Below are 24,141 nucleotides of genomic sequence, written 5' to 3'. Positions count from 1 at the left end.
GCCGCCCGCCCCCGAGGGGGACGGGCGGCCGCGTCGTTGCTCAGGCGGGTCCGACGGTGCGGAACGCCTCGCCGCCGAGCACCCAGCGGCCGCGGCGCATGACGGCGACCAGGTCGTAGCTCTCGGAGTCGACCACGACCAGGTCGGCGAGCTTGCCGGTCTCCAGCGAGCCGATGGAGTCGCTCAGGCCGAGCAGCCGGGCCGGGGTGGCGGACAGCGACTCCACGGCCTGGCCGAGCGTCAGCCTCCCGACGGTGAGGGCTCTTCGGAACACCCGGTCGAGGGTCAGCGTGGACCCGGCGATGGAGCTGCCGTCCGGGAGCATGGCGACGCCGTCCTTGACCTGGACCTGGAGGGGGCCGAGCGGGTAGAGGCCGTCGCCCATGCCGGCGGCGCCCATCGCGTCGGTGATCAGGGCGACCCGGTTCGCGCCGGCGGTGCCGTAGGCGAGGTCGAGGACGGAGGGGTGCAGGTGCACGCCGTCGTTGATCAGTTCGACGGTGACCCGCTCGTCCTCCAGCAGGGCCACGATCGGGCCGGGGGCGCGGTGGGCGATGCCGGGCATGGCGTTGAACAGGTGGGTGGCGACGGTGGCGCCGGCCTCGATCGCCTCCAGGGTGGTGGCGTAGTCGGAGTCGGTGTGGCCGACGGCGGCGATCACGCCGAGGTCGGTGAGCATCCGTACCGAGTCCAGGCCGCCGGGCAGTTCGGGGGCGAGGGTGACCATCCTGGCGTGGCCGCGGGCGGCGTCGACGAGCTTGCGGACCAGGGCGGGGTCGGGGTCGCGCAGCAGGTCGGGGCGGTGGGCGCCGCAGCGGTTGTGGGAGATGAACGGGCCCTCGAAGTGGATGCCGGCCAGGACGCCGTCCTCGACGAGTTCGGAGAGGACGTGCGCCTGGCGGGCGACCTCGTCGATCTCGCCGGTGACGGTGGAGGCGATCGTGGTGGTGGTGCCGTGTTCCAGGTGGGTCCGGGCGGCCAGCAGCGCCTCCTCGGCGATGCCGGAGGCGTAGGAGGCGCCGCCGCCGCCGTGGACGTGCAGGTCGACGAAGCCGGGGACGACGGTGTACCCGGTCAGGTCGAGGTCGCCGGGTTCGGTGTCGCCGCCGAGGCCGGCGATGCGCTCGCCCCCGACGGCGAGGCGGTCGCCCTCGACGACGCCGCCGGGCAGGACCAGGCGGGCGCCGGCCAGGGTGATGCGGTCACGGTCCGCGGTGGTCACGCGGTCACCTCCATTGTGAGCAGATCCCAGGCGAGCAGGCCCGCGCCCAGGGACGCGGCGGTGTCTTTGAGCATGGCGGGTACGACCTTCGGGGGCATCTGGAAGGTCAGTCGCTCGGTGACGGCCGCGCGCAGCGGAGTGAAGAGCGTGTCGCCGGCCTCGGCCAGCCCGCCGCCGACGATCACCGTGGACGGGTCGAGCAGGCTCTGGGCCAGCACGATGCCGTCCGCGAGGGCGTCGACGGCCTGCTGCCAGACCGCGAGGGCGCGGTCGTCCCCGGCGTCCACCGCGGCGGCGCAGGATGCCGCGTCGGCGTCGGGGTCGCCGCTGGCCTCGGCCCAGGCGCGGGAGACGGCGGAGGCGGAGGCCAGTGTCTCCAGGCAGCCGCGGGCGCCGCAGCCGCACGGCGGTCCGCCCGGGCGGACCACGACGTGGCCGATCTCGCCGCCGTAGCCGTGCGCGCCCGCCTCGATCCGGTCGCCGATGCCGATCGCGCCGGCGATGCCGGTGCCGAGGGCGATGAACAGGAAGCGGTCGACGCCGCGGCCGGCTCCGAGTCGGCCCTCGGCCAGGCCGCCGGAGCGCACGTCGTGGCCGAGGGCCACCGGCATCGGGCCGCCGTCCGGTCCGGCCAGGCGCTCGCCGAGGAGCTTGCGCAGCGGGAGGTCGCGCCAGCCGAGGTTGGCGGAGAAGACCGCGATGCCGTTCTTCTCGTCGATCGTGCCCGGGACGGCGACGCCGGCCGCGAGCGGGGCGACGCCGAAGCGGCTGCGGCCCTCGTCCGCCAGGTCGGCGGCGAAGTCGAGGATGGCGGCGACGACGGCGTCCGTGCCGTGCTCCCGCCCGGTCGGTCGGCGTGCTTCGAACAGCACGGAGCCGTCCTGGGCGAGCAGCGCGGCCTTCATGCCGGTGCCGCCTACATCGAGTGCGATGACGTGCTTCACGGAGGACAGTTTCCCTTGGGCGGGTAGAAGAGGTCTAGTCCAGTTGTCGGATTGGTCTGGTCCATACTGGGTGAGCTTTGTCGCAGCTGCGGGGGTGTGCGGGGCTTTGCGCCCGGGGGCGGGGCCGGGTGCCGAACGGGATGTGCGGGGTGGGGGCGGGGGTTTTGTTGCGCATTGTGCAATGACTCCGCGCACTTCGATAACTACCGGGGCGACCCCGGTCGGTGGTGTGGACCGGTGGTCGGCGGGTTTGGCAGTGTTGCGCCTCCCCCCGCCGGATTTCCCCCGATCCGGTCGACGTACATCCACGTTCATCCCCCCGAAGGCGGTACCCGCGTTGAACAGGCGCGTCCACGTTCCCACCCGTGTGCTCGGCGGTGCGCTGGCCGGAGCACTGGTCCTCACCGCGGTCAGTGCCTGCGGCGGGCAGGACGACGGACCGGTCACCCTCAGGCTGGTCGCCGCCGACTACGGGGAGAGCCCCGAGACGAGCTCCCAGCACTACTGGGACACCGTCGCCAGGGACTTCGAGGCCGCGAACCCCGGGATCAAGGTCAGCGTCGAGGTGGACAGCTGGACCGAGATCGGCAAGAAGGTCGAGGACATGATCGCGGCCGGCAAGTCGCCGGACCTGCTCCAGACCGGCGGCTTCGCGGACCAGGTCGCGGCGGACCGGCTCTACCCGGCCTCCGACGTGCTCTCGGTGGACACCCAGGCCAGGTTCCTGGACACCTTCGCCCACGCCGGGCAGGTGCTCGGGACGCAGTACGGCATCCCGTTCGTCTCCTCGTCGCGGGTGCTCTTCTACAACAAGGCGATGTTCCGGCAGGCCGGGATCACCCAGCCGCCCGCCACCTGGAACGAACTGCGGCAGGACGCGGAGAAGATCAAGGCCAAGGTGCCGGGGGTGACCCCGTACGGGCTGCCGCTGGGGCCGGAGGAGGCGCCGGCCGAATCGATGCTGTGGACGCTGAGCGGCGGCGGCAGCATCTCCGACGACGTCGGCAACTACACCATCGACAGCGCCCAGAACCAGGCGACCTTCGGCTGGCTGAAGAGCAACCTGGTGAGCACCGGGCTGACGTACCCGGACCCGGGCAGGATGAACCGCACCCCGGTGTTCCAGGACTTCGCCGCCGGGAAGGTCGCGATGCTGAACGGGCACCCGACGCTGCTGCGGATGGCGACCGCCGGGAAGATCGACTTCGGGACGGCGCCGATCCCCAAGAAGGACGGCGTCGGGCGGACCGGGAGCCTCGGGGTCGCCGACTGGATGATGGCGTTCAAGGCGAACGGGCACAAGAACGAGATCAAGAAGTTCCTGTCCTTCGTCTACGGCAAGGACAACCAGCTGAAGTTCGACGAGCAGTACAACCTCCTGCCGGTCACCCAGGACGCCTTCGCCCAGATGTCGTCGGACCCCAAGCACGAGGACCTCAAGCAGTTCGCGGTCGGGCTGGCCAACGCGAGCTTCTACCCGTTCGGCGACCCGGCCTGGGGCGAGGTCAGCAACGGGATCAAGGCGGGGATCGGGCAGGCCGTCACCGGCGATCCCAAGCAGGTGCTCGGGGGACTGCAGGACGCGGCGGTGAAGGAAGCGGCCAAGGTCCGCAAGTAGGACCGGGGACCGGGGCGGGGCCGGGACCCGCCCCGGCCCCGCTGGGGGTGCTGCTTCAGGGGAGCGTGATGGCGTAGGCCTTGCGGAGGGTCTCGTGGACCGTCCAGGTGGTGCGGTCGCCCTCGCGCAGGACCGCGCAGTCGCCGGGGCCGACCTCCAGGGTCGGGCCGCCCTCGATCTCGATGGTGGCCCGGCCGCTGAGCACCACGAACATCTCGTCCGCCTCCACGTCGGTGACCACACCGGGGGTGATCTGCCAGAGACCGCGCAGGTGGCGGCCGTCGGCCGACTCGGACAGCACCTTGCCGGTGACCTCGGGGGAACCGGAGACGACCTGGGACGGGTCCAGCGGGTCGGGGTCGAGGTCGGCGGTGGGGACGTGCAGGGCGAAGCTGGGCGTGGTCATGGGGGTGACGGTAGCCGGGCGCGGGGAGCGGTGGGGCGAGCAGGGTGTGTCGGGGTTGCGCGCGAGAATGACACTCCGTAGCGGTGGACGGAGGTGGTTCCGGTGGGCGAACCGGGTGGGCTGAGTGAGCGGGAGCGGGCGGTGCTGGCGCTGGAAGGGCGGCAGTGGCGTACGGCGGGGGCCAAGGAGCGGGCGATCCGGGAGGAGCTGGGGCTCTCCTCGACGCGGTACTACCAGGTGCTGAACGCTCTGCTGGACCGGGAGGCGGCGTTGGCGCACGCGCCGGTGCTGGTGAATCGGTTGCGGCGGATTCGCGAGGCCCGGCGGGGGGCCCGGTGACGGGACGGCTCCAGGGAGGACGGCCGGGCGCCGGGTGGGTGCGGAGGGGGCGGTCCGGGGTAGGGGCTTCGGTATGGGTTTTGAAGAGATGTTCGTGCCGGGGACCGAGGCCGGCCGGGACGGGGTGCGGGCCGTCCTGGCGGCGCCCGGGGACGCCGTGATCGGGTTGGACTTCGACGGGACCTTGGCGCCGATCGTGGCGGATCCGGGGCGGGCGCGGGCGCATCCGGGGGTGGTGGGAGCTCTCCGGCGGCTGGGCTCGGTGGTGGGGGCCGTGGTGGTGGTGACGGGCCGGCCGGCCGCGGTGGCGGTGGAGTACGGGGGGTTCGCGGGGCTGCCGGGGGTGGTGGTGCTGGGGCACTACGGGGCCGAGCGGTGGGAGGACGGGAAGCTCTCGGCGCCGGAGGCGCATCCGGGGGTGGCGCGGGTGCGGGACGTGCTGCCGGTGGTGCTGGAGCGGGTCGGGGCGCCCGAGGGGACGTGGGTGGAGGACAAGGGGCGGTCGGTGGCCGTGCACACCCGGCGGACGGCGGCGCCCGAGGAGGCGCTGCAGCTGCTGCGGGCGCCGGTGGGGGACCTGGCGGCCGAGCACGGGCTGGTGGTGGAGCCCGGGCGGCTGGTGCTGGAGCTGCGGCCGCCGGGGGTGGACAAGGGGGCGGCGCTGACCGGGTTCCTGCGGGAGCGGGGGGCCCGTGCGGTGCTCTACGCGGGGGACGACCTGGGGGACGTGGCGGCCTTCGCCGCGGTGGAGAAGCTGCGGGGCGAGGGCGTGGCCGGGGTGCTGGTGTGCGCCGGTGCGGTGGGGGACGCGCCGGTGCGGGAGCTGGCCGACCGGGCGGATCTGGTGGTCGCCGGGCCGGAGGGGGTGGTGGAGCTGCTGGGGGCTCTCGGGGAGGCGCTCACAGGGCGTTGAGCTGGTCCAGGAACCACTGCTGCGGGGGGAGCGCGGTGGCCGCCGCGGCCAGGCGGCCGGTGCGGTCGGCGCGCTCCTTCGGGTCCATGGTGAGAGCGGCGTGGAGGGCGTCGGCGGTGGCGATGACGTCGTAGGGGTTGACGGTGAGGGCGTCGTCCTTGAGTTCGGCGTGGGCGCCGGCCTCGCGGGAGAGGACGAGGGCGCAGCCGTTGTCGGAGACCACCGGGACCTCCTTGGCGACCAGGTTCATGCCGTCGCGGATGGGGTTGACCAGGGCGACGTCGGCCAGGCGGTAGGCGGCGAGCGAGCGCGGGAAGTCGTCGTCGACGTGGAGGAGCAGCGGCTGCCAGGCGGGGGTGGCGAATTCGGCGTTGATCTCGTCGGCGAGGCGCTGGACGGTGGCCGTGTAGTCGCGGTACTCGGCCAGGTCGGTGCGGGAGGGGTAGGCGAAGGCGATGTGCACCACCCGGTCGTGCCACTCGGGGCGGGTGCGGAGCAGGTGCCGGTAGGCCTGGAGGCCGCGGACGATGTTCTTGCTCAGCTCGGTGCGGTCGACCCGGACGATGGTGCGGCGGTCGCCGACGGTCCGGCGGAGGGCGGCGAGGCGTTCGTCGACGTCGGGGCGGTGGGCGCGTTCGCGCAGGAAGCCGGCGTCGGCGCCGAGGGCGTGGACGCCGAGGCCCGTGGTGCGGCCGTCGAGGGTGACGGTGAGCGCGTCGTGGTCGACGGTCGCGTCCAGGAGGTCCTCGCAGCAGGCGGCGAAGGCGCGGGCCCAGCGTTCGGTCAGGAAGCCGGCCCGGTCGGCGCCCAGGATGCCGGTGAGGACGGCCCGGGCGACGTCGTCGGGCAGCATCCGGTAGTACTCGGGCGGGGCCCAGGGGGTGTGCGAGAAGTGGCCGATCCGCAGGTCGGGGCGGGCCGCCCGGAGCAGGGCCGGGACCAGGGAGAGGTGGTAGTCCTGGACGAGGACCGCGGCGTTCGGGGCGGCCTCGGCGGCCAGGGCCTCGGCGAAGGCCTCGTTGTACGCCCGGTAGGCGGCCCACTCGGTGCGGAAGCCGGCGTCGAAGGCGGGTGCCGTGGGGGTCGCGTAGAGCAGGTGGTGGACGAACCACAGGGTGGAGTTGGCGACGCCGTTGTAGGCGCGGGCGAAGGTCTGCGGGTCGATGTCCAGCATCCGTACGGCCTGGCCGCCGACCTCGTGGCCGGCCAGGTCGAGGCGGCCCCGCGGCGCCTCGGCGGCGGCTCTGCGGTCGGCGTCGTTGAGGGCGGCGCAGACCCAGACGGCGTTCGGGTCCGCGATGGCGGAGAGGCCGGAGACCAGTCCGCCGCCGCCGCGGCGCAGGGTCAGCGTGCCGTCGTCGGCGGTGCTGAAGGACACCGGTCCCCGGTTGGAGGCAACCAGGACGGGGGCGGTGCCGGTCGCGCTCGAACGGTTGGTCGTGAGATCGCCCATGGTTGGGATGTTGCCGGGGGTTCGGGGCGGCAAACCCCTCAATGACGGGTCGCGTATTCGGGGACGGTGTGCATCGGGGGGCGTTCCAGGGCGGTCACCGGGTGGGTGTGGGCGGTGAAGGCGCGGGTTTCCGGGTCGCGGGTGAACTGGGTGAGCTGGGGGTGGACGAGGTCGGCGGAGGCCTTGAGGCGGTGGGTGCGGTCGAGGCGTTCCAGGGCGGTCCGGTAGATGGTGGCGGCCATCCGGCCGAGGGCCTGGCCGTCCTGGTGGCGGTGGTGCCGGACGCCGACGTCCACCTGGGCCAGGGCGTCCAGGCCGGCCAGTTCCAGGGCGTCGACCAGCAGGCCGAGTTCGACGCCGTAGCCGGTGGGGAAGGGCAGCCGTTCGAGCAGTGAGCGGCGGGCCGCGTACTCGCCGCCGAGGGGCTGGACGAAACCGGCGAGTTCCGGCCAGTGGAGGTTGAGCAGGGGCCGGGCGACGAGTTCGGTGACCCGGCCGCCGCCGGCGGGCAGGACGGCGCCCTCGGATTCCAGCGGGCGGTCGTACATGGCCTTGACCAGCTGGATGGACTCGTCGGTCAGCAGCGGGCCGAGGATGCCGGAGACGAGGGACGGGTCGAATTCGCGCAGGTCGGCGTCGACGAAGCAGACGATGTCGCCGCGGGTGACCAGCAGCGAGCGCCAGAGCACCTCGCCCTTGCCGGGGACGGCGGGCAGCCGGGGCAGGACGGCGTCGCGGTGCTCGACCCGGGCGCCGGCCTCGGCGGCGACGGCGGCGGTGGCGTCGGTGGAGCCCGAGTCGACGACGACGAGTTCGTCGACGAGCGGGAGGCGTTCCATCAGCTCGCGGCGGATGGTGCGGACGATGTCGCCGACGGTGGCCTCCTCGTCCAGGGCGGGGAGGACCACGCTGACGGTGCGGCCGGTGCGTTCCTTGGCGGCGAGGAGGGTGCGGACCGGCCGGTCGGCCGCGCTCCAGGAGCGGCGGCGCAGCCAGGACGCCGCCTGCGGGAGGAGCTCGGGAATCGGTTCGGCGGGCACGGAGGTCTCCTCGGCGGGGTCGGTGGGACGGGTCATCTCGCGTGGCGGACGGACCCGTTCAGGATTGACGCCTTCGGATACAGTCTTCGTACAGCGGTCGGACCTTTGCACGCCGGGGTCGCCGTTGAGCATCACCACAATTTCACAAGCTCATCCAGAGGGACTGAGGGAACGGCCCGTTGACGTCCCGGCAACCTTCCCGCGCGGCTGTCTGTCGACAGGCCCCGGCGGGACAGGTGCCAATTCCGGCCTGTGGCGCGACCGTGCCACGGGGAAGATGAGGAGAGAGGCCTCGCCATCATGGCTATCGACACCGCCGCACCCTCCCCCAGCCTTCGGCCGGGGGGACCCCCGCCCGTCGACCTCGGCCCCGCCGCCGCGCTGTCCTGTCGCGAGTGCGGCACCCGCTTCCCGCTCGGCCCCAGCTTCGCCTGCCTGGAGTGCTTCGGCCCGCTGGAGATCGCCTACGAGTTCGGCAGCGAGGGCGCCGAGGAGCTGCGCAAGCGGATCGAGGCCGGTCCGGCGTCCATCTGGCGGTACGCGCCGCTGCTGCCGGTTCCGGCCGACGTGGCGTCGAAGCCCAATCTGAACCCGGGGTGGACCCCGCTGGTGAAGGCGGACAACCTGGGCCGGGAGCTCGGTTTCACCGCCCAGCTGCACGTCAAGGACGACTCCGGGAACCCGACGCACTCGTTCAAGGACCGGGTGGTCGCCTGCGCGATCGAGGCGGCCCGGGCGTTCGGGTACACCACGCTGTCCTGCTCCTCCACCGGCAACCTGGCCGGCGCGGTGGGGGCGGCGGCGGCCCGGGCCGGGTTCCGGTCCTGCGTGTTCATCCCGCACGACCTGGAGCAGGGCAAGGTCGTCATGGCCGGGGTGTACGGCGGCGAGCTGGTCGGCATCGAGGGCAACTACGACGACGTGAACCGCTTCTGCTCGGAGCTGATCGGCGATTCGGCCGGCGAGGGCTGGGGCTTCGTCAACGTGAACCTGCGGCCGTACTACGGCGAGGGTTCCAAGACGCTGGCGTACGAGATCTGCGAGCAGCTCGGTTGGCGGCTGCCGGAGCAGATCGTGATCCCGATCGCCTCGGGCTCGCAGCTGACGAAGATCGACAAGGGCCTCCAGGAGCTGATCAGGCTCGGCCTGGTCGAGGACCGGCCGTACCGGATCTTCGGTGCCCAGGCCGAGGGCTGCTCGCCGGTGTCGGCCGCGTTCAAGGCCGGCCGGGACGTGATCAAGCCGGTCAAGCCGGACACCATCGCCAAGTCGCTGGCGATCGGCAACCCGGCCGACGGCCCGTACGTGCTGGACATCGCCCGCCGCACCGGTGGCGCGGTGGAGGACGTCACGGACGCCGAGGTCGTGGCGGCGATCCGGCTGCTGGCGCGGACCGAGGGCATCTTCGCCGAGACCGCGGGCGGGGTGACCGTCGGCGTGCTGAAGAAGCTGGTCGAGACCGGGCAGCTGGATCCGGCCAAGGAGACCGTCGCGATCAACACCGGCGACGGCCTGAAGACCCTGGACGCCGTCTCCGACGCCGGGATGACCGCCGTCATCCGCCCGACGCTGGACTCGTTCCGCGCCGCCGGCCTCGCGTCCGCCTGAACCACCCGATCGGCCCCGCCCCCGCAAGGAGAGTCATGAGCGCCAACGTCCGCATTCCCACCATCCTCCGCACCTACACCGACGGTGCCGCCGTGGTGACCGCCGAGGGTGCCACCCTGGCCGAGGTCGTCGCCGACCTGGAGAAGAACCACCCGGGCATCTCGGCCCGCATCCTGGACGACACCGGCAAGCTGCGCCGCTTCGTGAACGTCTACGTGAACGACGACGACGTGCGTTTCGCCGAGGGCCTGGCGACCGAGATCGAGGACGGCGCCGGCATCTCGATCATCCCGGCGGTGGCCGGCGGCTGCTGAGCCTTCGCGACCAACCCGCGGTCGCCCGCGCGTACGGAATTCCGTTTCCCGTATGCGCGGGCGACCGCTGGCATTCCGGCCGGAATATTTCCCGGTCGAGTCGGAGTAGAGTGTGGCTCGGTTGGGAACAGGGTTTCCCTTTCGGCCCCCGCAGTGCTCGGCCCGGGGGCGTCCGGCCGGCGGGACCGGCCCGTGAAACATGTCAGGCGGATGTCAGAATTCCCGCGGACATTTGAGTAATTCGTCCGCTATGTCCGGCGTGAAATGCCGAGATTATTCCGATTCGGCCCGTCCTGTCCCTTGACATCGAGGCGGAATTACCGGTGGCTGGCCCTGTTGCAGAGGGCGTCGATCCGGATACATTCAGCGGCGGTCGACGCAATCACCCGCTCGCCGGAAGCCGCCTGGCGTCCTGCACGGAGGGTTGCGGCGTGCACGGCTGCGCCCAGGGGGGGTTCCCCGGGCCGGCCTTCAACCAACCCGGGCCCGCGACCTGCGGGCGCGTGAAGGGCCAGCACAGCACTAGGGGAGTTCGGAATGGCTCAGGGCACCGTCAAGTGGTTCAACGCGGAGAAGGGCTACGGCTTCATCGCGGTCGACGGTGGTGCGGACGTCTTCGTCCACTACAGCGCGATCCAGATGGACGGCTACCGCACCCTCGAGGAGGGCCAGCGGGTCGAGTTCGAGATCTCTCAGGGACAGAAGGGCCCGCAGGCGGACATGGTCCGCGCCGCGGTCTGACCCCTTCCGACCCCAGGAGCTCGGCGCGGCCCTGCGGCTGGTGACCTCTCGCTTCTCGACGGGCCCGTGCGACTCGTGTCGCACGGGCCCGTCGGCGTTCCCGGGCGGCCCCGGCGGCGGCTCGCGGATTGCCGATTGGGCTTGCACTCGCCCACCCGGAGTGCTAATCATTGGCGTTAGCACTCACAGTGTGAGAGTGACAGCGGACCGGGTCGGTGAGGCCCCCGGGAGCGGAGGGAATGGACCTCCGCGCACCAGGGCCGTCCGTCGCGGGCACCCCTTGGTCCGAGCAGTCGACCGTGTCCCGGAGGACCACTTCTGATGGCCAAGATCATCGCCTTTGATGAGGAAGCTCGCCGCGGCCTTGAGCGTGGCATGAACCAGCTCGCCGACGCGGTGAAGGTCACGCTCGGCCCCAAGGGCCGCAACGTCGTGCTGGAGAAGAAGTGGGGCGCCCCCACGATCACCAACGACGGTGTCTCCATCGCCAAGGAGATCGAGCTCGAGGACCCGTACGAGAAGATCGGTGCGGAGCTCGTCAAGGAGGTCGCCAAGAAGACGGACGACGTCGCGGGTGACGGCACCACCACCGCCACCGTGCTCGCCCAGGCCCTGGTTCGCGAGGGTCTGCGCAACGTCGCCGCCGGCGCCAACCCGATGGCCCTGAAGCGCGGCATCGAGAAGGCCGTCGCCGCCGTCTCGGACCAGCTGCTGGCCCAGGCCAAGGATGTGGAGACCAAGGAGCAGATCGCCTCCACCGCCTCCATCTCGGCCGCCGACACCCAGATCGGCGAGCTCATCGCCGAGGCCATGGACAAGGTCGGCAAGGAAGGCGTCATCACCGTCGAGGAGAGCAACACCTTCGGTCTGGAGCTCGAGCTCACCGAGGGCATGCGCTTCGACAAGGGCTACATCTCCGCCTACTTCGCCACCGACCTGGAGCGCATGGAGGCGACGTTCGAGGACCCGTACATCCTCATCGCCAACTCCAAGATCGGCTCGGTCAAGGACCTGCTCCCGCTGCTGGAGAAGGTCATGCAGAGCGGCAAGCCGCTGGTCATCATCGCCGAGGACGTCGAGGGCGAGGCCCTGTCGACCCTGGTCGTGAACAAGATCCGTGGCACCTTCAAGTCCGTCGCCGTCAAGGCCCCGGGCTTCGGTGACCGCCGCAAGGCCATGCTCGGCGACATCGCCATCCTCACCGGTGGCACCGTCATCTCCGAGGAGGTCGGCCTCAAGCTGGAGAACGCCGGCATCGACCTGCTGGGCACCGCCCGCAAGGTGGTCATCACCAAGGACGAGACCACCATCGTCGACGGTGGCGGCGACAGCGAGCAGGTCGCGGGCCGCGTCAACCAGATCCGCGCCGAGATCGAGAACAGCGACTCGGACTACGACCGCGAGAAGCTCCAGGAGCGCCTCGCCAAGCTGGCCGGCGGCGTGGCCGTCATCAAGGCCGGCGCGGCCACCGAGGTGGAGCTCAAGGAGCGCAAGCACCGCATCGAGGACGCCGTCCGCAACGCCAAGGCCGCCGTCGAGGAGGGCATCGTCGCCGGTGGTGGCGTCGCCCTGCTGCAGGCCGGTGTCGCCTTCGACAAGCTGGAGCTGGACGGCGACGAGGCCACCGGTGCCAACATCGTCAAGGTCGCGCTGGAGGCCCCGATCAAGCAGATCGCGACCAACGCCGGCCTGGAGGGTGGCGTCGTGGTGGAGAAGGTGCGCAACCTCCCCGCCGGTCACGGCCTGAACGCGGCCACCAACACCTACGTCGACCTGATCGCCGAGGGCATCATCGACCCGGCCAAGGTCACCCGCTCCGCGCTGCAGAACGCCGCCTCCATCGCGGCGCTGTTCCTCACCACCGAGGCCGTCATCGCCGACAAGCCGGAGAAGGCCGCCGCGGCCGCCGGCGGCGGCATGCCGGGCGGTGACATGGACTTCTGATCCTGATCGCTTCGATCGGATCGGTTGGACCTCGTCCGTGTGGGCGGTTCCCTTCGGGGGGCCGCCCACACGGCGTTTCGGCGGTCCGGGTGTTCCGGGCGTTCCGGGTGTTCCGGGCGTTTCGGCGTTCCGGACGTGTCGACGGAGAATGGACGGATGGCTGCTGACGACATCGAGACCGCCCTGCACAACGCGCGGGCACTGATCCTGGCCGACCTCACCGCGCGGGACGTGGCGGACGCCGCCGTCGTCTCGCTGGTGGAACAGGCCGTGACGCACCGCCGCTGGTGGCTGGAGCAGTGGCCGGACGGCACCGAGTACGTGCTCGGGCTGGTCGCCCAGGACGTCCAGGACGCGCTGCTGGAGGCGTACGGGCGCTGGCCGCTGTGCGCCGACTGCGCGGCCGACGGGGACCCGCACGCCCTCGGCGTGGAGCCCGAGCTGGGGCCGGACCCGCACTGGGTGTGCGGCAAGCAGGGCGCGGTGGTGGCACCCGTGGGGAAGCTCGCGTAGACCCGTGCGTACGGTGGCGGCATGAGGCGCTGGGTGTGGGGTGCGGTGGGCGGGTGCTGCGGGCTCGGGCTCTGGTGGGCCGCGGTGGAGCTGTCGGGGGCCGGCCAGGACGCGTGGTGGGCCGTGGTGGGTCGCCTGCCCGCGGTGCCGGCGGGGATGGCCGCCGCGGACCGGGTGCTCGCGCGGCGGGGCTGACGGGCGTCAGAGGGCGCCGAGTTCGGCCGTCAGATTGGTCCGCGCGGCGGCCGTGAAGCGCTCGCGGGCGGCGGGGGTGCGGTAGAGCGCGGGCAGGGCGAGCAGATGGCGCAGGACGGCGGCCCGGCCGGCCGAGAAGTCCGGCGCGGGGACGAAGCCGTACTCCTCGCGGACGGCGGCCGCGTACGCCGCGTACGCCTCGGGGCTGCCGCCGAGGACGGCGAGGTCCGCGTCGCAGAGCACCTCGCCGTTGCGGTCGCCGGGCGCCGGGTCGTGGCCGACGGTGAGCAGCACGAGGCGCTCGACCTCGGCGACCCGCTCGGCGGGCAGTCCGGCGGCGGTCAGCGCGCGGACGGCCAGGGCGGCGCTGCGCTCCTCGTTCTCGGTGCGGTCGGGGCGGTAGACGGCGTCGTGGAACCAGGCCGCGAGCCGGACGGCCTCCGGGTCGTCGGCGTGCCCGGCCAGCTCGTCGACGTGTTCCAGCACGGCGTGCAGGTGGGTGACGGTGTGGTAGCGGCGCTGCGGCTCCGACCAGCGGCGCAGCAGCTCCCGGCCGTACGGTTCGGGCTCGACGGCGGCCCCGCAGCGGGTCAGCAGCGCGGTCCAGGCGGCGAGCAGGCCTTCGGTGAGCGGGCCTTCGCCGAGCGGCCGGTGCCCGGGGGTGGACGGTCGGTGCCCGGCGGACTGCCGGTGCGCGGCGGCGGACGGGTCGTGCTCGGTGGTCGGCATGGCGACCATTGTGGCGGCCCGGCCGGGCGCTGGACCTATAGGTAGGTTGACGATATATGTAGTCGTATGACTGAACGCTCCATGCAGGAGCCCACGCTGCTGCTGCTCACCGCGCTGGCCGATGCCCCGCGGCACGGCTACGCGCTCATCCAGGAGATCGCCGCGATCTCCGACGGCCGGGTCAGGATGCGCACCGGCACGCTCTACGGGGCGCTCGACCGGCTGCTGGGCCAGGGCCTGATCGAGGTCGCCGCCGAGGAGGTGGTGGACGGCCGCGCCCGGCGCAGCTACGCGCTGACCGGGGCCGGCCGGGACGCGCTGGCCGCCGAGGCGGAGCGGCTGCGGGCGGTGGCCACCGAGGCCGAGCGCCGGCTCAGCAGGATCCGGTCGATGCTGCCGGGCAAGGCCGGGTCGCAGGGGCGGCCCGCGGCGGGGGGAGGCCTCTCATGAGCACGCCGGCGATCGGCGCGGCGCCCTCGGCGGTGCTGCGGGCCGCGCTCCAGCTCTACCCGGAGCGGTACCGCCGCGAGCGCGGCGAGGAACTGGCCGAGGTGTTCGCCGACACGACCGCGGCCGGCGGCCGGCTGGCGGTCGCCCGGGAGGTCCTCGGCCTGGCGGTGTACGGGCTGCGGGTGCGGCTCGGACTGACCGGGGCCTCGCCGGCCGGGCGGCTGCTGGCGCTGCTCGCGCCGATGCTCGCCGGGGCGGTGGCCGGGGCGGCGCTGGCGGCCTGGCTGACCACGGCGGACCGGGTCGCCAACCGGTTCGCCTGGGACGACTCGTTCGGGACCCGGTTCGCGATGTTCTGCCCGCCGGTGGCCGCCGCGCTGCTGGTGGTGGCGGCCCTCCTGGGACGGTGGGCGGCGGTGCGGGGCAGCGCGCTGATCCTGGGCGCGTCGGCGCTGTACGAGCTGGGGGGTGCCGTGTGGCACGACCTGGCGGACGCCGCGCTGTACCCCGGATTCGACCTGTGGTGGAGCGGCTACATCGGGATGGCCACGCTGCCGTTCGTCGGGGCCGCGCTGCTGCTGGTCGCGGCGCCGACCGACCTGCTGCCCCGGCCGACCTGGCGCACGGGCGGCCTGGTGCTGGCCTCGGTGGCGGTGGGCGCACTGCTGGAGGCGGCCCAGAACTGGGACGACACCAACTTCCCGCTGGACCTGGGGTGGGTCGTGGTGATGCTGATCGTGCCGCTGCTGCTGACCCTCGCCGGGCTGCGCGGGCGGATGGCGCCGGCGGCGGCGGGGGCGGCGGTGCTGGTGCTGACCGGCCCCGGCTGCCTGTTCAACATCTGGCGCGAGTCCCGCGGGGTGTCGCACCTGCTCCCGGTGGCGGCGCCGACGGTGGCCGTGCTGCTGCTGGTGGCGGTCGCGGTGCACCGGTTCGGGCGGCGGGAGGCGGTCGGGGCGGTCCAGGGGCCGGCCTGACCGGGAGGAGCGGGGAGGCCGTTTCCGGGTGACCGGAACGGCCTCCTCGGAGTTTCCGGGGGCGGACGGATGTGGCAGGCTGTCGAATATGTCTAGACCAATTTTCGAAGTCATCGCGCTGACGCCCCAGGACGCCCAGGCCGCCGAGTCGGGCGGCGCCGACCGGCTCGAACTGGTCACCGACATGGCCGCCGACGGGCTCACCCCGTCCGTCGAGGACTTCGGCCGGATCCGGGCCGCCGTCCGCATCCCGCTGCGGGTCATGCTGCGGATCCGGGACGGCTTCGCCCCCGGCGACGTGGACGGGCTGTGCGCCCGGGCCGCCGCGCTGCGGGCCGAGGGGGCCGAGGAGTTCGTCCTCGGCTTCCTCGACGCCGACGGCGCCGTCGACCTGGCCGCCACCACGGCCGTCGCCGGGGCGATCGCCGGCTGCCGCTGGACCTTCCACCGGGCCATCGACCACAGCGCCGACCGGGCCGCCCTGCGGGCCGCCGTCGGCGGGCTGCCCGGCCTGGACACCTTCCTCACCTCCGGCGCGGCCGCCGGGGTGGACGCCGGGCGCGAGGTGCTGTCGGCCGAGCTGGCCCGGGCCGGCGAGCCCGGCTACCGGCAGCGGATCCTGATCGGCGGCGGCCTGCGGGCCGAACACCTGAAGGAGCTGCGGGCGGAGGGCTTCGACGCCTTCCACGTCGGCGGCGCGGTGCGGGTCGACGGCTGGCGGACGCCGGTGGACGCGGCCAAGGTCGCCGAGTGGCGGGCGCTGATCGACGCCTGAGCGCCCGCGGCGGGCGCCGTACCGCGCGCCCGTGCCGAGCGCCGCGCTGAGAGCCCGTGCCGAGTGCCGCGTCGGGAGCCCGTGCCGAGCGCCCGCGGTGGCTGGCCGCGGGCGGCCGAGGGCGGCCACCGGGCGAGAGGGCCGGTCCCCGGACCGGCCCTCTCGCGCGCTACCGCAACTGCTCCGGCAGCGGCTCGCCGTGCAGCACCGTCAGCCCGGAGACGGCACGGGTCAGCGCCACGTACAGCCGCCGCAGGCCGGTCCGCTCGTCCGGCTCCCCGGCGATCACCGCGGCCGGCTCGTCCAGCACCACGTAGTCGTACTCCAGGCCCTTGGCCAGCGAGGCCGGGACGAGGGTGAGCCGGGCCTCCGCGCTGGTCTCGGCGCCGGGGGAGAGGTGCGGCAGGCCCGCGGCGGTCAGCGCCTCGGCGAGCCGCGGGATGCGGGCGTCGGCCGCGATCAGGCCGGTCGAGCCCTCGTGCCCCAGCGCCTCCCGGCAGGCCGCCAGGACCGCCTCCGTGGTGTCCTCGTCGGCGACCCGGCGGATCGTCAGCGAGCCCGGGGCCTCGCGGACCGAGGAGGCCGGGGCCAGGCCGGGGGCGATCGCCGGGAGCAGCCGGGAGGCGTACGCGATGACCTCCTCCGGCACCCGGAAGCCCTTGGTCAGCTCCTCGATGTGCGCCTCCGGCTTGCCCAGGTGGCGCAGCGCCTCCGGCCAGCTCGCCGTCGCCCACGGGGTGGTGCCCTGGGCGAGGTCGCCGAGGACGGTCGCCGAGCCGGTGGTGCAGCGCCGGCCCACCGCGCGGTACTGCATCGGGGAGAGGTCCTGGGCCTCGTCCAGCACCACGTGCCCCAGCGAGGGGGTGCGCTGCACCAGGTCGGTCGCCTCGTCCACCAGGACGGCGTCGGCCGCCGTCCAGCGGGCGGTCCGCACCGAGCGGTCGGGCTTGGGCCGGAGCACCGCCTGCTGCTCCTCCGGCGTCAGCACGCCCTCGGCGCACGCGGCCAGGAACTCCGGCTCGCAGAGCAGCCGCAGGACGACCTTCGCCGGATCCACGGCCGGCCAGCACTCCTTGACCACCGCCTTGACGGCGCTGTTGCGGGCCACCGCGTCCTGCACCCGGTCGTCCGGGGCCTCGCCGCCCTGCTCCATCTTCAGCAGCACGGCGTGCGCGATGCGCTGCGGGAGGGCGTCCCGCGCCGCGCCGTAACGGACCTCACGGCCCTTCAACTCCTCGATGATCTCGGCCAGTTCGTACACCGGCACGCGCCAGCGGCGGGAACCGCGGACCACCACGCAGGGCTCGGTGGGCAGGGTGATGCCCGAGCGCACCGCCCGGCGCAGCACCTCGGCCATCCGGGCGTCGCCCTTCAGCCGGGCCGCCCGCGGGTCGTCCTCGCCCCTCACCTCGACGTGCCCGACCAGCTGCTGCACGGTGGCCTGGGCGACGTCCAGCTCGCCGAGGGCCGGGAGCACCTGCTCGATGTAGGACAGGAAGGCGTTGTTCGGCCCGATCACCAGGGTGCCGGTGCGGGCGAGGCGCTCGCGGTGCGCGTACAGCAGGTAGGCGACGCGGTGCAGGCCGACGGCGGTCTTCCCGGTGCCGGGCGCCCCCTGGACGCAGATGGTGCCCGTGATGTCGGAGCGGACGATCTCGTCCTGCTCCGGCTGGATGGTGGCGACGATGTCGCGCATCGGGCCGACGCGGGGCTTCTCGATCTCGGCGGCCAGCAGGGCGGAGGCGGTGTCGTCCTCGGCCGGATCGCTGAGGTGCTCGTCCTCGTAGGCGGTGAGCTCGCCGCCGGTGTAGCCGAAGCGGCGACGGCGCTCGACGTCCATCGGCGCGGTGCGGCTGGCCCGGTAGAACGGCTGGGAGACCGGCGCGCGCCAGTCGATCACCATCGGGTCGCCGTCGGCGTCGTGGACGTGCCGGCGGCCGATGTAGAAGTTCTCCCCGCCTCCGCCCTCGCTCAGTTCCTCGCTGATCGCGTGGAGGTAGTCGAGGCGGCCGAAGAACAGCGGGGTGTGCGAGAGGTCGGCCAGTGCGGCGATCCTGGCCTCGATCTGGTTCTGGAGCACGAGGGCGGTGACCCAGGTGCCGGTCACGTCGCGGATGTCGAGCGACTCGACGTCCTCGCGCATGGCGCGCAGCGCGGCCCGGGACGCGGCCAGGTGGTCGCGTTCGCGCTGGAGGGGGTCGGTGATGGGGGTGGCGGGCACAGCGAACCTTCCCGGCTGCCCCGGTGGCGGGCGCAGCGGATCGTAGGAGCTCACGGTGGGCACGCCGACCGGTTGCCGTGCGGTCGGCACCTCCCCCGGCTGCCTGCGGGACTTCAGCAGGTACCACGGTTCGGGAGGGGGCAGACGGACGATCCTAGACCCGTCCGCCCGGCGGTTCCAGCCCGGCGGCTCCCGGGGCGGGCCCCTGCGGCGTCTGGGGGTTCCTCCCCGCGGTGTCTCGGGGTTCCTCCCTGCGGGGCGTCGGGGGCCGCCGTACACCGGCAGGACGACCCGTGCACCTGCGGATACGGCCTTTGGAGTGATGCCGTCGGCCGTCCGGGTGCCTACCGTTGAAGACATGAGCACCACGAACCGCATCCCCCGATCCGGCCCGGCCGGCGCCACCGCCGTCTCCGGGCGTCACCGCAATCCGCTGAGCACCGTCGTGCGCAACGTCGGCATCGCCCTGGACACCGCCGCGCGCGTGATCTTCCTCGGGCGCGACGGTGTCCGGTACTGAACGCGACGGTGACCGGTACGGAACCGGTGCCGGACAGCCGTCCTACAGCACGTCGTCCGCGTCGATGATCCGGTACGCGTAGCCCTGCTCGGCCAGGAAGCGCTGCCGGTGGGCGGCGAAGTCCTGGTCCACGGTGTCGCGGGCGACCACCGAGTAGAAGTGCGCCGCGTGGCCGTCCGCCTTCGGGCGCAGCACCCGGCCGAGGCGCTGGGCCTCCTCCTGGCGGGAGCCGAAGGTCCCGGAGACCTGGATGGCCACGGTGGCCTCGGGCAGGTCGATCGAGAAGTTCGCGACCTTGGAGACCACGAGGACGCCGATCTCCTTGTTCCGGAAGGCGTCGAAGAGCTTCTCGCGCTGGGCGTTGCTGGTCTCGCCCTTGATCACCGGGGCGTCCAGGGCCTCGCCGAGCTCGTCCAGCTGGTCGATGTACTGGCCGATGATCAGCGTCTGGTCCTTCTCGTGCTTCCTGACCAGCGCCTCCACCACCCGCCGCTTGGTCGCCGTGGTGGCGCAGAAGCGGTAGCGCTCCTCCGGCTCGGCGGTCGCGTAGGCGAGCCGCTCGGAGTCGGTCAGGGTGACCCGCACCTCGCAGCAGTTGGCGGGCGCGATGTAGCCCTGGGCCTCGATCTCCTTCCACGGCGCGTCGAAGCGCTTGGGGCCGATCAGGCTGAACACGTCGCCCTCGCGGCCGTCCTCGCGCACCAGCGTGGCGGTCAGGCCGAGCCGGCGGCGGGCCTGGAGGTCGGCGGTGAACTTGAACACCGGCGCGGGCAGCAGGTGCACCTCGTCGTAGACGACCAGGCCCCAGTTGCGGGCGTCGAACAGCTCCAGGTGGGCGTAGACGCCCTTCCGCTTGGTCGTCATCACCTGGTAGGTGGCGATGGTGACCGGGCGGATCTCCTTCTTCGTCCCGCTGTACTCGCCGATCTCGTCCTCGGTGAGCGAGGTGCGCTTGACCAGCTCGTGCTTCCACTGGCGGGCCGAGACGGTGTTGGTGACCAGGATCAGCGTGGTCGACTTGGCGTGCGCCATCGCGGCCGCGCCGACCAGCGTCTTGCCGGCGCCGCAGGGCAGCACGACCACGCCCGAGCCGCCGTGCCAGAAGCCCTCGACGGCCTGCGCCTGGTACGGGCGCAGCTGCCAGCCGTCCTCGTCCAGGTCGATCGGGTGCGCTTCGCCGTCCACGTAGCCGGCGAAGTCCTCGGCGGGCCAGCCGAGTTTGAGCAGCACCTGCTTGATCTGCCCGCGCTCGGAGGGGTGCACCACCACGGTGTCGGGGTCGACCCGGGCGCCGACCAGCGGGACGATCTTCTTCGAGCGCAGCACCTCCTCCAGCACCGGCCGGTCGGTGGTGGTGAGCACCAGCCCGTGGGTCGGGTGCTTGAGCAACTGGAGGCGGCCGTACCGGCCCATGGTGTCCGCCACGTCCACCAGCAGCGCGTGCGGCACCGGGTAGCGCGAGTACGTCACCAGGGCGTCCACCACCTGCTCGGCGTCGTGCCCGGCCGCCCGCGCGTTCCACAGGCCGAGCGGCGTCACCCGGTACGTGTGCACGTGCTCGGGCGCCCGCTCCAGCTCGGCGAACGGCGCGATGGCGCGACGGCAGTCGCCGGCCTTGGGGTGATCGATCTCCAGGAGAAGAGTTTTGTCGCTCTGGACGATGAGCGGTCCGTCGTTCACGCGGGGAAGCCCTCCACTGGCTGACAGGGTGGATTGACGCAGACCCTCCAGTGTCGCGCATTCCGCCGGGAGCGTGGGCGGGCCGGTTCCCTGGCGGCTACTTCCACTCGTAGAACTTGCCGGTGATCTTGCCTCCGGCGTCCGTCTCGAACTCGAAGACGCCGACGACGCCGTTGAGGCGCTCCAGGGCGGGCGAGGCGGTGGAGAAGAAGATCGCGCCGCGGAAGCTGGTGCCTCCGCCGTCGGTGAAGTGGCCGATGCCGCTGCCGTGCCAGCCGACGCCCTGGCCGTCGGCGGTCATGTCGACGCCCTGGCCCTCGCCGAACAGGCAGCCGTCGGAGCGCAGTTCGGATTCGTAGGTGGCGATGGTGCTGACGGCGGTGCCGTAGTAGCTGCCGGTGCCCTTGATGGACACCTCGACGACCGGGTGCCCGTCTCCGGCGGAGAGGACGCGTCGGCCGGTCTCCTCGGCCTGGATCTCACCGATCAATTCGCCGAGCATGGTGGGTGCCTCCTTGTCGGAATCCCCTGCTTCCGGACTACGCCGATGGGACCGGCCCGTCAATTACTTCGAGTGACCACGGTGCGTACTCGCTCGTTGAGCTGGCCATGAAGAAGTCGAAGCGTGTTCTCACCGCCCTCGCCCTGATGGGCTCGGCCTTCGCGGCCACCGCCTCCTCGGCCGGTTCGGCCCACGCCCTCGCGGGCATCGGCGAGGGGCCCGGCGGCCTGCTCGCGGCGCCCGGGTTCCTGCTGGCGGACACCGTCACCGGGGGCTCGATGCCGGTCGGGCAGGGGCAGATCGGCAGCCTGGCGGACAAGGCCGTCCAGGACAAGATGAAGGAGGCGCAGCAGGGGCACTGAGGCCCCGGACTCACTCGTCGAGTTCCGCGACGCCGGTGATGCGGTGCAGGGCGAAGGTGCGGAGTTCGTCGGCGTGGTGGTCGAAGGCGGTGACGAAGCCGCCTTCGACCTTGACCGGGTCGATGATGCGCTGGCTGGCGATGCCCTCGGCGTTGAGGTAGCCGATCCACATGCGCTCGCCGAGCAGGACGGCCGTCTGCAGGGCGGCCAGCGTCTCGGCGGCGGCGGTGCGGGGGAGCCGGCGCGGGTCGGAGGCGGGATCGCGGCGGGTGGCGGTGGCCGCGCGGTCGCCGGCCCGGATGGCCTTGATGGCGGCCGCGAGCAGGGTGTCGTCGGGCGCGGGCGGGCCGTCGGGGACGGGCACGGGGGCCGTCCGGGGCGGGGTGCGGTGGCTGTCCGGGCGGGTGATCAGCACGTCGCCCTCGGCGGATTCGGCGGCCGGTGCGTAGCCCATGGTGCGCAGGGCCGCGAGCAGCACGTCCGGGGCGGCCTGGGAAGCGAGGACGGTGGGGGCGAGCAGCCGCAGCCGCAGGTCGGCGGAGCGGCGGTCGGCGAGCACCTCGCCGAGCAGGGACGGGTCGTCGCAGCGCAGGTAGGAGGAGGCGGCGCCGACCCGCAGGACGCCGTGCCGGCGGGCGACGTCGTCGATCAGGTAGGCGAGCGGCTGCGGGACGGGCGTGCGGCTGTGCTGCTCCAGGAAGGACCGCAGGTCGGTGGCGGTGCGGCCGGCGTCGAGGGCGCGGCGCACCGAGGCCGGGGTGAAGCGGTAGACGGTGGCGCCGCCCTTGGACTCGATGTCGGCGCACAGGGCGAGGGCCTGGGCGAGCGGGGTGAGCAGCGGGCCGGGGGCGATCGCGGTGAGGTCCGGCTGGAGGATCACGTGGTCCAGCGGCTGGGGGAGCAGCGGGGCGAGCACCTCGGCCGGGTCGGACTCGGCGGTGAGCAGGGCGCGGGCGGGGGCGGCCAGGGCGCCGCGGCCGGTGATGCCGAGGAGTTCGGCCTCGTCGAGGGTCCAGGCGGTGAGCTCGTCGCGCAGTTCGCGGCCGTCCGGGCCGGTGGGGCCGCCGCGCAGCGGGCGCTGCCAGCGCAGGGTGGGCAGCAGTTCCTCGGCGGTGGCCGGGGTGCCCGGCGGGAGTTCCGCGAGCAGGGCGAGGGCGGCGCGGCGGACGGAGGGGGCGAGGGTGCGGTCGAGTTCGGGGCCGAGGGCGGCGCGCGGCTTGCCCCGGCCGTCCGCGGTGCCGGTGAGGGCGGGGACGCGGGTGGCGGCGAGCCAGGCGGAGGCCAGCACGGACCAGCGCTCGGCGGTGTCCAGGTGCAGCCAGGTGTCGTACCCCGGGGTGGGGGCCCAGCGTTCGTCCACCTCGCCGTCGGGGGCCAGCAGCCCCGCGGTGTAGGCGAGTTCGAGCCAGAAGGCGGTCTGCCGCTCGGTGCTCTCCAGGGCCTGGGCGGTGCGCTTGAGGTCGCGCACGCCGAGGCCGCCGGCGCGCAGGGTCAGCGGCGGGGTGAGGCCCCAGCCGTCCAGCAGTTCCTCGACGGTCTTGACCGCGGTGTGCGCCTGGCCGGCCGCGGCGCCGTCCACGGCCCGGGGGTCGCGCGGGGCGGCGGCGGGCGCGGGCTCGGGCTGGACCGGCTCGACGGTGCGGTGGGTGCGGCCGCCGCGCAGGTGCAGGGCGAGTTCGCGGGGCAGCACGACGCTGCCGGGACTGTTGGGCAGCAGCAGACCGCGGGCGAGCAGCCACTCGACCGGGCTCTGGGCGTCCTCGGCGGTGACCGGGCGGGCGGCGTCCGGGACGGTGCCGGTGGGCGGGCCCCAGACCAGCCGTTCCAGCAGCCGCCGCGCGGCCTCGGGCGCGGTGTCGAGCAGTGCCGCGCAGCGGGTGCGGTCGGTGAGCAGTGCGGTGAGCGCGGCGACGGCGCTGACCGGGTCCGGGGTGGCGGGCTGCCCGGCGGAGGCGAGCAGCTGCTGCAGCCGGGCCGGGGACATGCCGATGGTGGCGTCGGCGAGGGTGGGGCCGAGGCCGGTGCGGCCCGGGTTGCCGGTGGTCGGGGCGAGCGCCTCGCGGACGGCGAGGACCAGCCGCAGCCCGTTGTCCGGGCCCCAGAGCAGCGCCCGGTCGCGCAGGGTGGCGATCGCGCGCGGCAGGGCGGTGGCGACGGCGGACCGGTCGGCGGGGGTGAGCGGGGTCGCGCCGGGGTGCGGCTTGACCTTCGCCGGGCCGGTCAGCAGCGTGCGGACGGTGCTCAGCGAGGTGCCGTCCGGGGCGGTGGCCAGCGCCTCGGCGACCTGGAGGGTGAAGCGGTCGAGCCGCTCCAGGGCGCGCAGCGCGGAGGCGCGCGAGGAGAGCCGGGCGGACAGCTGGGTGAGGTCGCCGGGGACGGGGTTCAGCAGGTCGGGGCGGGAGCGGAGCAGGGCGGCGAGCGCGTCGTCCGGACGGGCGCGCAGTTCCTCGGCGAGGGTGCGCGGGCCGGTGGCGGACCTGCTCCGGCGTTGAGGGCCCTGCTGTGTGGTCATTCGACCTAGGTTAGTCGGGCGCGGGGACGACGGGGTGTCCCTCGGCCCGCCGCACCCGCGGCGCACCGCAGGACCCGCGGACGGACTCGCGCGGGCGGGGGCGGGGTGGGTAGCGTCACGCCGAGGGCGGTTCGGTGGGCGGCCGGTACGGGCGAGGCGGGGT

General features: G+C 73.5%; 24 protein-coding genes and 1 riboswitch. Of the genes, 14 read left to right on the top strand and 10 right to left on the bottom strand.

The features are described 5' to 3' along the window. Positions 1-40: 40 nt before the first annotated feature. Together nagA and ACFVHV_RS06020 are read right to left on the bottom strand one after the other, a co-directional pair. Complete coding sequence (gene nagA, locus ACFVHV_RS06025; RefSeq protein ID WP_380349067.1) at positions 41-1,222, bottom strand: N-acetylglucosamine-6-phosphate deacetylase; 1,182 nt, start codon at positions 1,220-1,222, stop codon at positions 41-43. Beyond that, positions 1,219-2,166, bottom strand: a complete 948-nt coding sequence (locus ACFVHV_RS06020; RefSeq protein WP_359905868.1) for an ROK family protein — start codon at positions 2,164-2,166, stop codon at positions 1,219-1,221. The genes nagA and ACFVHV_RS06020 overlap by 4 nt, the downstream gene beginning before the upstream one ends. 337 nt (positions 2,167-2,503) lie before the next feature. Between ACFVHV_RS06020 and ACFVHV_RS06015 the strand changes: the two genes are divergently transcribed. Further along, positions 2,504-3,784, top strand: coding sequence for an extracellular solute-binding protein (locus ACFVHV_RS06015; protein ID WP_359905865.1), 1,281 nt, complete (start codon positions 2,504-2,506; stop codon positions 3,782-3,784). Positions 3,785-3,839: 55 nt separating this feature from the next. On the opposite strand, the gene ACFVHV_RS06010 is transcribed toward ACFVHV_RS06015, so the two are convergent. Beyond that, positions 3,840-4,190: a cupin domain-containing protein gene (locus ACFVHV_RS06010; RefSeq protein ID WP_359905862.1), complete on the bottom strand. Its 351-nt coding sequence runs from the start codon at positions 4,188-4,190 to the stop codon at positions 3,840-3,842. A gap of 93 nt (positions 4,191-4,283) precedes the next feature. On the opposite strand from ACFVHV_RS06010, the gene ACFVHV_RS06005 reads away from it, so the two are divergent. Together ACFVHV_RS06005 and otsB are read left to right on the top strand one after the other, a co-directional pair. Beyond that, on the top strand, positions 4,284-4,529 hold the full coding sequence (locus ACFVHV_RS06005) for a DUF3263 domain-containing protein (protein ID WP_380349064.1): 246 nt from the start codon (positions 4,284-4,286) through the stop codon (positions 4,527-4,529). 88 nt (positions 4,530-4,617) lie between these two features. Continuing rightward, a complete protein-coding gene (gene otsB, locus ACFVHV_RS06000; protein ID WP_380349140.1) occupies positions 4,618-5,442 on the top strand; it encodes a trehalose-phosphatase in 825 nt (274 codons plus the stop codon). Here the strand turns inward: otsB and ACFVHV_RS05995 are convergent. After that, complete coding sequence (locus ACFVHV_RS05995) at positions 5,429-6,895, bottom strand: trehalose-6-phosphate synthase (RefSeq protein ID WP_359905854.1); 1,467 nt, start codon at positions 6,893-6,895, stop codon at positions 5,429-5,431. The two genes, otsB and ACFVHV_RS05995, sit on opposite strands and share 14 nt — an antisense overlap. Before the next feature lie 38 nt (positions 6,896-6,933). Further along, complete coding sequence (locus ACFVHV_RS05990) at positions 6,934-7,971, bottom strand: glucosyl-3-phosphoglycerate synthase (protein ID WP_359905851.1); 1,038 nt, start codon at positions 7,969-7,971, stop codon at positions 6,934-6,936. A gap of 111 nt (positions 7,972-8,082) precedes the next feature. Continuing rightward, a riboswitch (SAM riboswitch) is annotated at positions 8,083-8,219 on the top strand. Between the two features lie 16 nt (positions 8,220-8,235). Here ACFVHV_RS05990 and thrC point away from each other — a divergent pair. The 6 genes from thrC to ACFVHV_RS05960 all read left to right on the top strand — a co-directional run bounded on the left by thrC (position 8,236) and on the right by ACFVHV_RS05960 (position 13,250). Beyond that, the gene (thrC, locus tag ACFVHV_RS05985) at positions 8,236-9,543 is read left to right on the top strand and encodes a threonine synthase (RefSeq protein ID WP_359905848.1); all 1,308 of its coding nucleotides are present in this window, start codon (positions 8,236-8,238) and stop codon (positions 9,541-9,543) included. 35 nt (positions 9,544-9,578) lie between these two features. After that, positions 9,579-9,857: a ubiquitin-like small modifier protein 1 gene (locus ACFVHV_RS05980; protein ID WP_359905845.1), complete on the top strand. Its 279-nt coding sequence runs from the start codon at positions 9,579-9,581 to the stop codon at positions 9,855-9,857. Between the two features lie 537 nt (positions 9,858-10,394). Beyond that, positions 10,395-10,598 (top strand): cold-shock protein, encoded by a 204-nt coding sequence (locus tag ACFVHV_RS05975; protein ID WP_030289665.1) that lies wholly within the window; start codon positions 10,395-10,397, stop codon positions 10,596-10,598. 321 nt (positions 10,599-10,919) lie between these two features. Further along, positions 10,920-12,542, top strand: a complete 1,623-nt coding sequence (gene groL, locus ACFVHV_RS05970) for a chaperonin GroEL (protein ID WP_359905842.1) — start codon at positions 10,920-10,922, stop codon at positions 12,540-12,542. Between the two features lie 156 nt (positions 12,543-12,698). Further along, positions 12,699-13,055, top strand: a complete 357-nt coding sequence (locus tag ACFVHV_RS05965; protein ID WP_359905840.1) for a hypothetical protein — start codon at positions 12,699-12,701, stop codon at positions 13,053-13,055. A gap of 21 nt (positions 13,056-13,076) precedes the next feature. Continuing rightward, complete coding sequence (locus tag ACFVHV_RS05960) at positions 13,077-13,250, top strand: hypothetical protein (RefSeq protein WP_380349061.1); 174 nt, start codon at positions 13,077-13,079, stop codon at positions 13,248-13,250. A gap of 6 nt (positions 13,251-13,256) precedes the next feature. Here the strand turns inward: ACFVHV_RS05960 and ACFVHV_RS05955 are convergent, their stop codons facing one another. Further along, on the bottom strand, positions 13,257-13,979 hold the full coding sequence (locus tag ACFVHV_RS05955; RefSeq protein WP_359905834.1) for a hypothetical protein: 723 nt from the start codon (positions 13,977-13,979) through the stop codon (positions 13,257-13,259). A gap of 66 nt (positions 13,980-14,045) precedes the next feature. On the opposite strand from ACFVHV_RS05955, the gene ACFVHV_RS05950 reads away from it, so the two are divergent. The 3 genes from ACFVHV_RS05950 to ACFVHV_RS05940 all read left to right on the top strand — a co-directional run bounded on the left by ACFVHV_RS05950 (position 14,046) and on the right by ACFVHV_RS05940 (position 16,181). Beyond that, positions 14,046-14,429 (top strand): PadR family transcriptional regulator, encoded by a 384-nt coding sequence (locus ACFVHV_RS05950; RefSeq protein WP_380349060.1) that lies wholly within the window; start codon positions 14,046-14,048, stop codon positions 14,427-14,429. Next, positions 14,426-15,406, top strand: coding sequence for a hypothetical protein (locus ACFVHV_RS05945; protein WP_380349058.1), 981 nt, complete (start codon positions 14,426-14,428; stop codon positions 15,404-15,406). Before ACFVHV_RS05950 ends, ACFVHV_RS05945 begins: the two co-directional genes overlap by 4 nt. A gap of 88 nt (positions 15,407-15,494) precedes the next feature. Beyond that, a complete protein-coding gene (locus ACFVHV_RS05940) occupies positions 15,495-16,181 on the top strand; it encodes a copper homeostasis protein CutC (RefSeq protein ID WP_380349057.1) in 687 nt (228 codons plus the stop codon). Between the two features lie 169 nt (positions 16,182-16,350). Here ACFVHV_RS05940 and ACFVHV_RS05935 read toward each other — a convergent pair whose 3' ends face one another. After that, positions 16,351-18,402 (bottom strand): HelD family protein, encoded by a 2,052-nt coding sequence (locus ACFVHV_RS05935; protein WP_380349056.1) that lies wholly within the window; start codon positions 18,400-18,402, stop codon positions 16,351-16,353. A gap of 358 nt (positions 18,403-18,760) precedes the next feature. Between ACFVHV_RS05935 and ACFVHV_RS05930 the strand changes: the two genes are divergently transcribed. Further along, positions 18,761-18,922, top strand: a complete 162-nt coding sequence (locus ACFVHV_RS05930; protein WP_359905820.1) for a hypothetical protein — start codon at positions 18,761-18,763, stop codon at positions 18,920-18,922. A 42-nt stretch (positions 18,923-18,964) separates the two neighbouring features. Here ACFVHV_RS05930 and ACFVHV_RS05925 read toward each other — a convergent pair whose 3' ends face one another. Further along, the gene (locus tag ACFVHV_RS05925; RefSeq protein ID WP_359905817.1) at positions 18,965-20,602 is read right to left on the bottom strand and encodes a DNA repair helicase XPB; all 1,638 of its coding nucleotides are present in this window, start codon (positions 20,600-20,602) and stop codon (positions 18,965-18,967) included. A gap of 97 nt (positions 20,603-20,699) precedes the next feature. Further along, positions 20,700-21,104, bottom strand: coding sequence for a hypothetical protein (locus tag ACFVHV_RS05920; protein ID WP_380349054.1), 405 nt, complete (start codon positions 21,102-21,104; stop codon positions 20,700-20,702). Between the two features lie 107 nt (positions 21,105-21,211). Between ACFVHV_RS05920 and ACFVHV_RS05915 the strand changes: the two genes are divergently transcribed. Beyond that, positions 21,212-21,466, top strand: a complete 255-nt coding sequence (locus ACFVHV_RS05915; protein ID WP_049652328.1) for a hypothetical protein — start codon at positions 21,212-21,214, stop codon at positions 21,464-21,466. Between the two features lie 10 nt (positions 21,467-21,476). Here ACFVHV_RS05915 and ACFVHV_RS05910 read toward each other — a convergent pair whose 3' ends face one another. Further along, positions 21,477-23,978 carry a helicase-associated domain-containing protein gene (locus tag ACFVHV_RS05910; RefSeq protein WP_380349052.1) on the bottom strand — a complete coding sequence of 834 codons (2,502 nt, stop codon included), beginning with the start codon at positions 23,976-23,978 and terminating at the stop codon, positions 21,477-21,479. Positions 23,979-24,141 lie beyond the last annotated feature (163 nt).

Source organism: Kitasatospora sp. NPDC127116 (assembly GCF_042677365.1).
GTDB classification, from domain to species: domain Bacteria; phylum Actinomycetota; class Actinomycetes; order Streptomycetales; family Streptomycetaceae; genus Kitasatospora; species Kitasatospora lactacystinica.
This window is presented reverse-complemented; position numbering and strand designations above follow the sequence as displayed.

What these genes read in the sequence shown, in the direction of transcription:
- ACFVHV_RS06010 (WP_359905862.1), bottom strand. Translation starts at nt 4,190, where the DNA reads ATGACCACGCCCAGCTTCGCCCTGCACGTCCCCACCGCCGACCTCGAC.
- otsB (WP_380349140.1), top strand. Translation starts at nt 4,618, where the DNA reads ATGTTCGTGCCGGGGACCGAGGCCGGCCGGGACGGGGTGCGGGCCGTC.
- ACFVHV_RS05995 (WP_359905854.1), bottom strand. Translation starts at nt 6,895, where the DNA reads ATGGGCGATCTCACGACCAACCGTTCGAGCGCGACCGGCACCGCCCCC.
- ACFVHV_RS05990 (WP_359905851.1), bottom strand. Translation starts at nt 7,971, where the DNA reads ATGACCCGTCCCACCGACCCCGCCGAGGAGACCTCCGTGCCCGCCGAA.
- thrC (WP_359905848.1), top strand. Translation starts at nt 8,236, where the DNA reads ATGGCTATCGACACCGCCGCACCCTCCCCCAGCCTTCGGCCGGGGGGA.
- ACFVHV_RS05980 (WP_359905845.1), top strand. Translation starts at nt 9,579, where the DNA reads ATGAGCGCCAACGTCCGCATTCCCACCATCCTCCGCACCTACACCGAC.
- ACFVHV_RS05975 (WP_030289665.1), top strand. Translation starts at nt 10,395, where the DNA reads ATGGCTCAGGGCACCGTCAAGTGGTTCAACGCGGAGAAGGGCTACGGC.
- groL (WP_359905842.1), top strand. Translation starts at nt 10,920, where the DNA reads ATGGCCAAGATCATCGCCTTTGATGAGGAAGCTCGCCGCGGCCTTGAG.
- ACFVHV_RS05965 (WP_359905840.1), top strand. Translation starts at nt 12,699, where the DNA reads ATGGCTGCTGACGACATCGAGACCGCCCTGCACAACGCGCGGGCACTG.
- ACFVHV_RS05960 (WP_380349061.1), top strand. Translation starts at nt 13,077, where the DNA reads ATGAGGCGCTGGGTGTGGGGTGCGGTGGGCGGGTGCTGCGGGCTCGGG.
- ACFVHV_RS05955 (WP_359905834.1), bottom strand. Translation starts at nt 13,979, where the DNA reads ATGCCGACCACCGAGCACGACCCGTCCGCCGCCGCGCACCGGCAGTCC.
- ACFVHV_RS05950 (WP_380349060.1), top strand. Translation starts at nt 14,046, where the DNA reads ATGACTGAACGCTCCATGCAGGAGCCCACGCTGCTGCTGCTCACCGCG.
- ACFVHV_RS05945 (WP_380349058.1), top strand. Translation starts at nt 14,426, where the DNA reads ATGAGCACGCCGGCGATCGGCGCGGCGCCCTCGGCGGTGCTGCGGGCC.
- ACFVHV_RS05940 (WP_380349057.1), top strand. Translation starts at nt 15,495, where the DNA reads ATGTCTAGACCAATTTTCGAAGTCATCGCGCTGACGCCCCAGGACGCC.
- ACFVHV_RS05930 (WP_359905820.1), top strand. Translation starts at nt 18,761, where the DNA reads ATGAGCACCACGAACCGCATCCCCCGATCCGGCCCGGCCGGCGCCACC.
- ACFVHV_RS05920 (WP_380349054.1), bottom strand. Translation starts at nt 21,104, where the DNA reads ATGCTCGGCGAATTGATCGGTGAGATCCAGGCCGAGGAGACCGGCCGA.
- ACFVHV_RS05915 (WP_049652328.1), top strand. Translation starts at nt 21,212, where the DNA reads ATGAAGAAGTCGAAGCGTGTTCTCACCGCCCTCGCCCTGATGGGCTCG.
- ACFVHV_RS05910 (WP_380349052.1), bottom strand. Translation starts at nt 23,978, where the DNA reads ATGACCACACAGCAGGGCCCTCAACGCCGGAGCAGGTCCGCCACCGGC.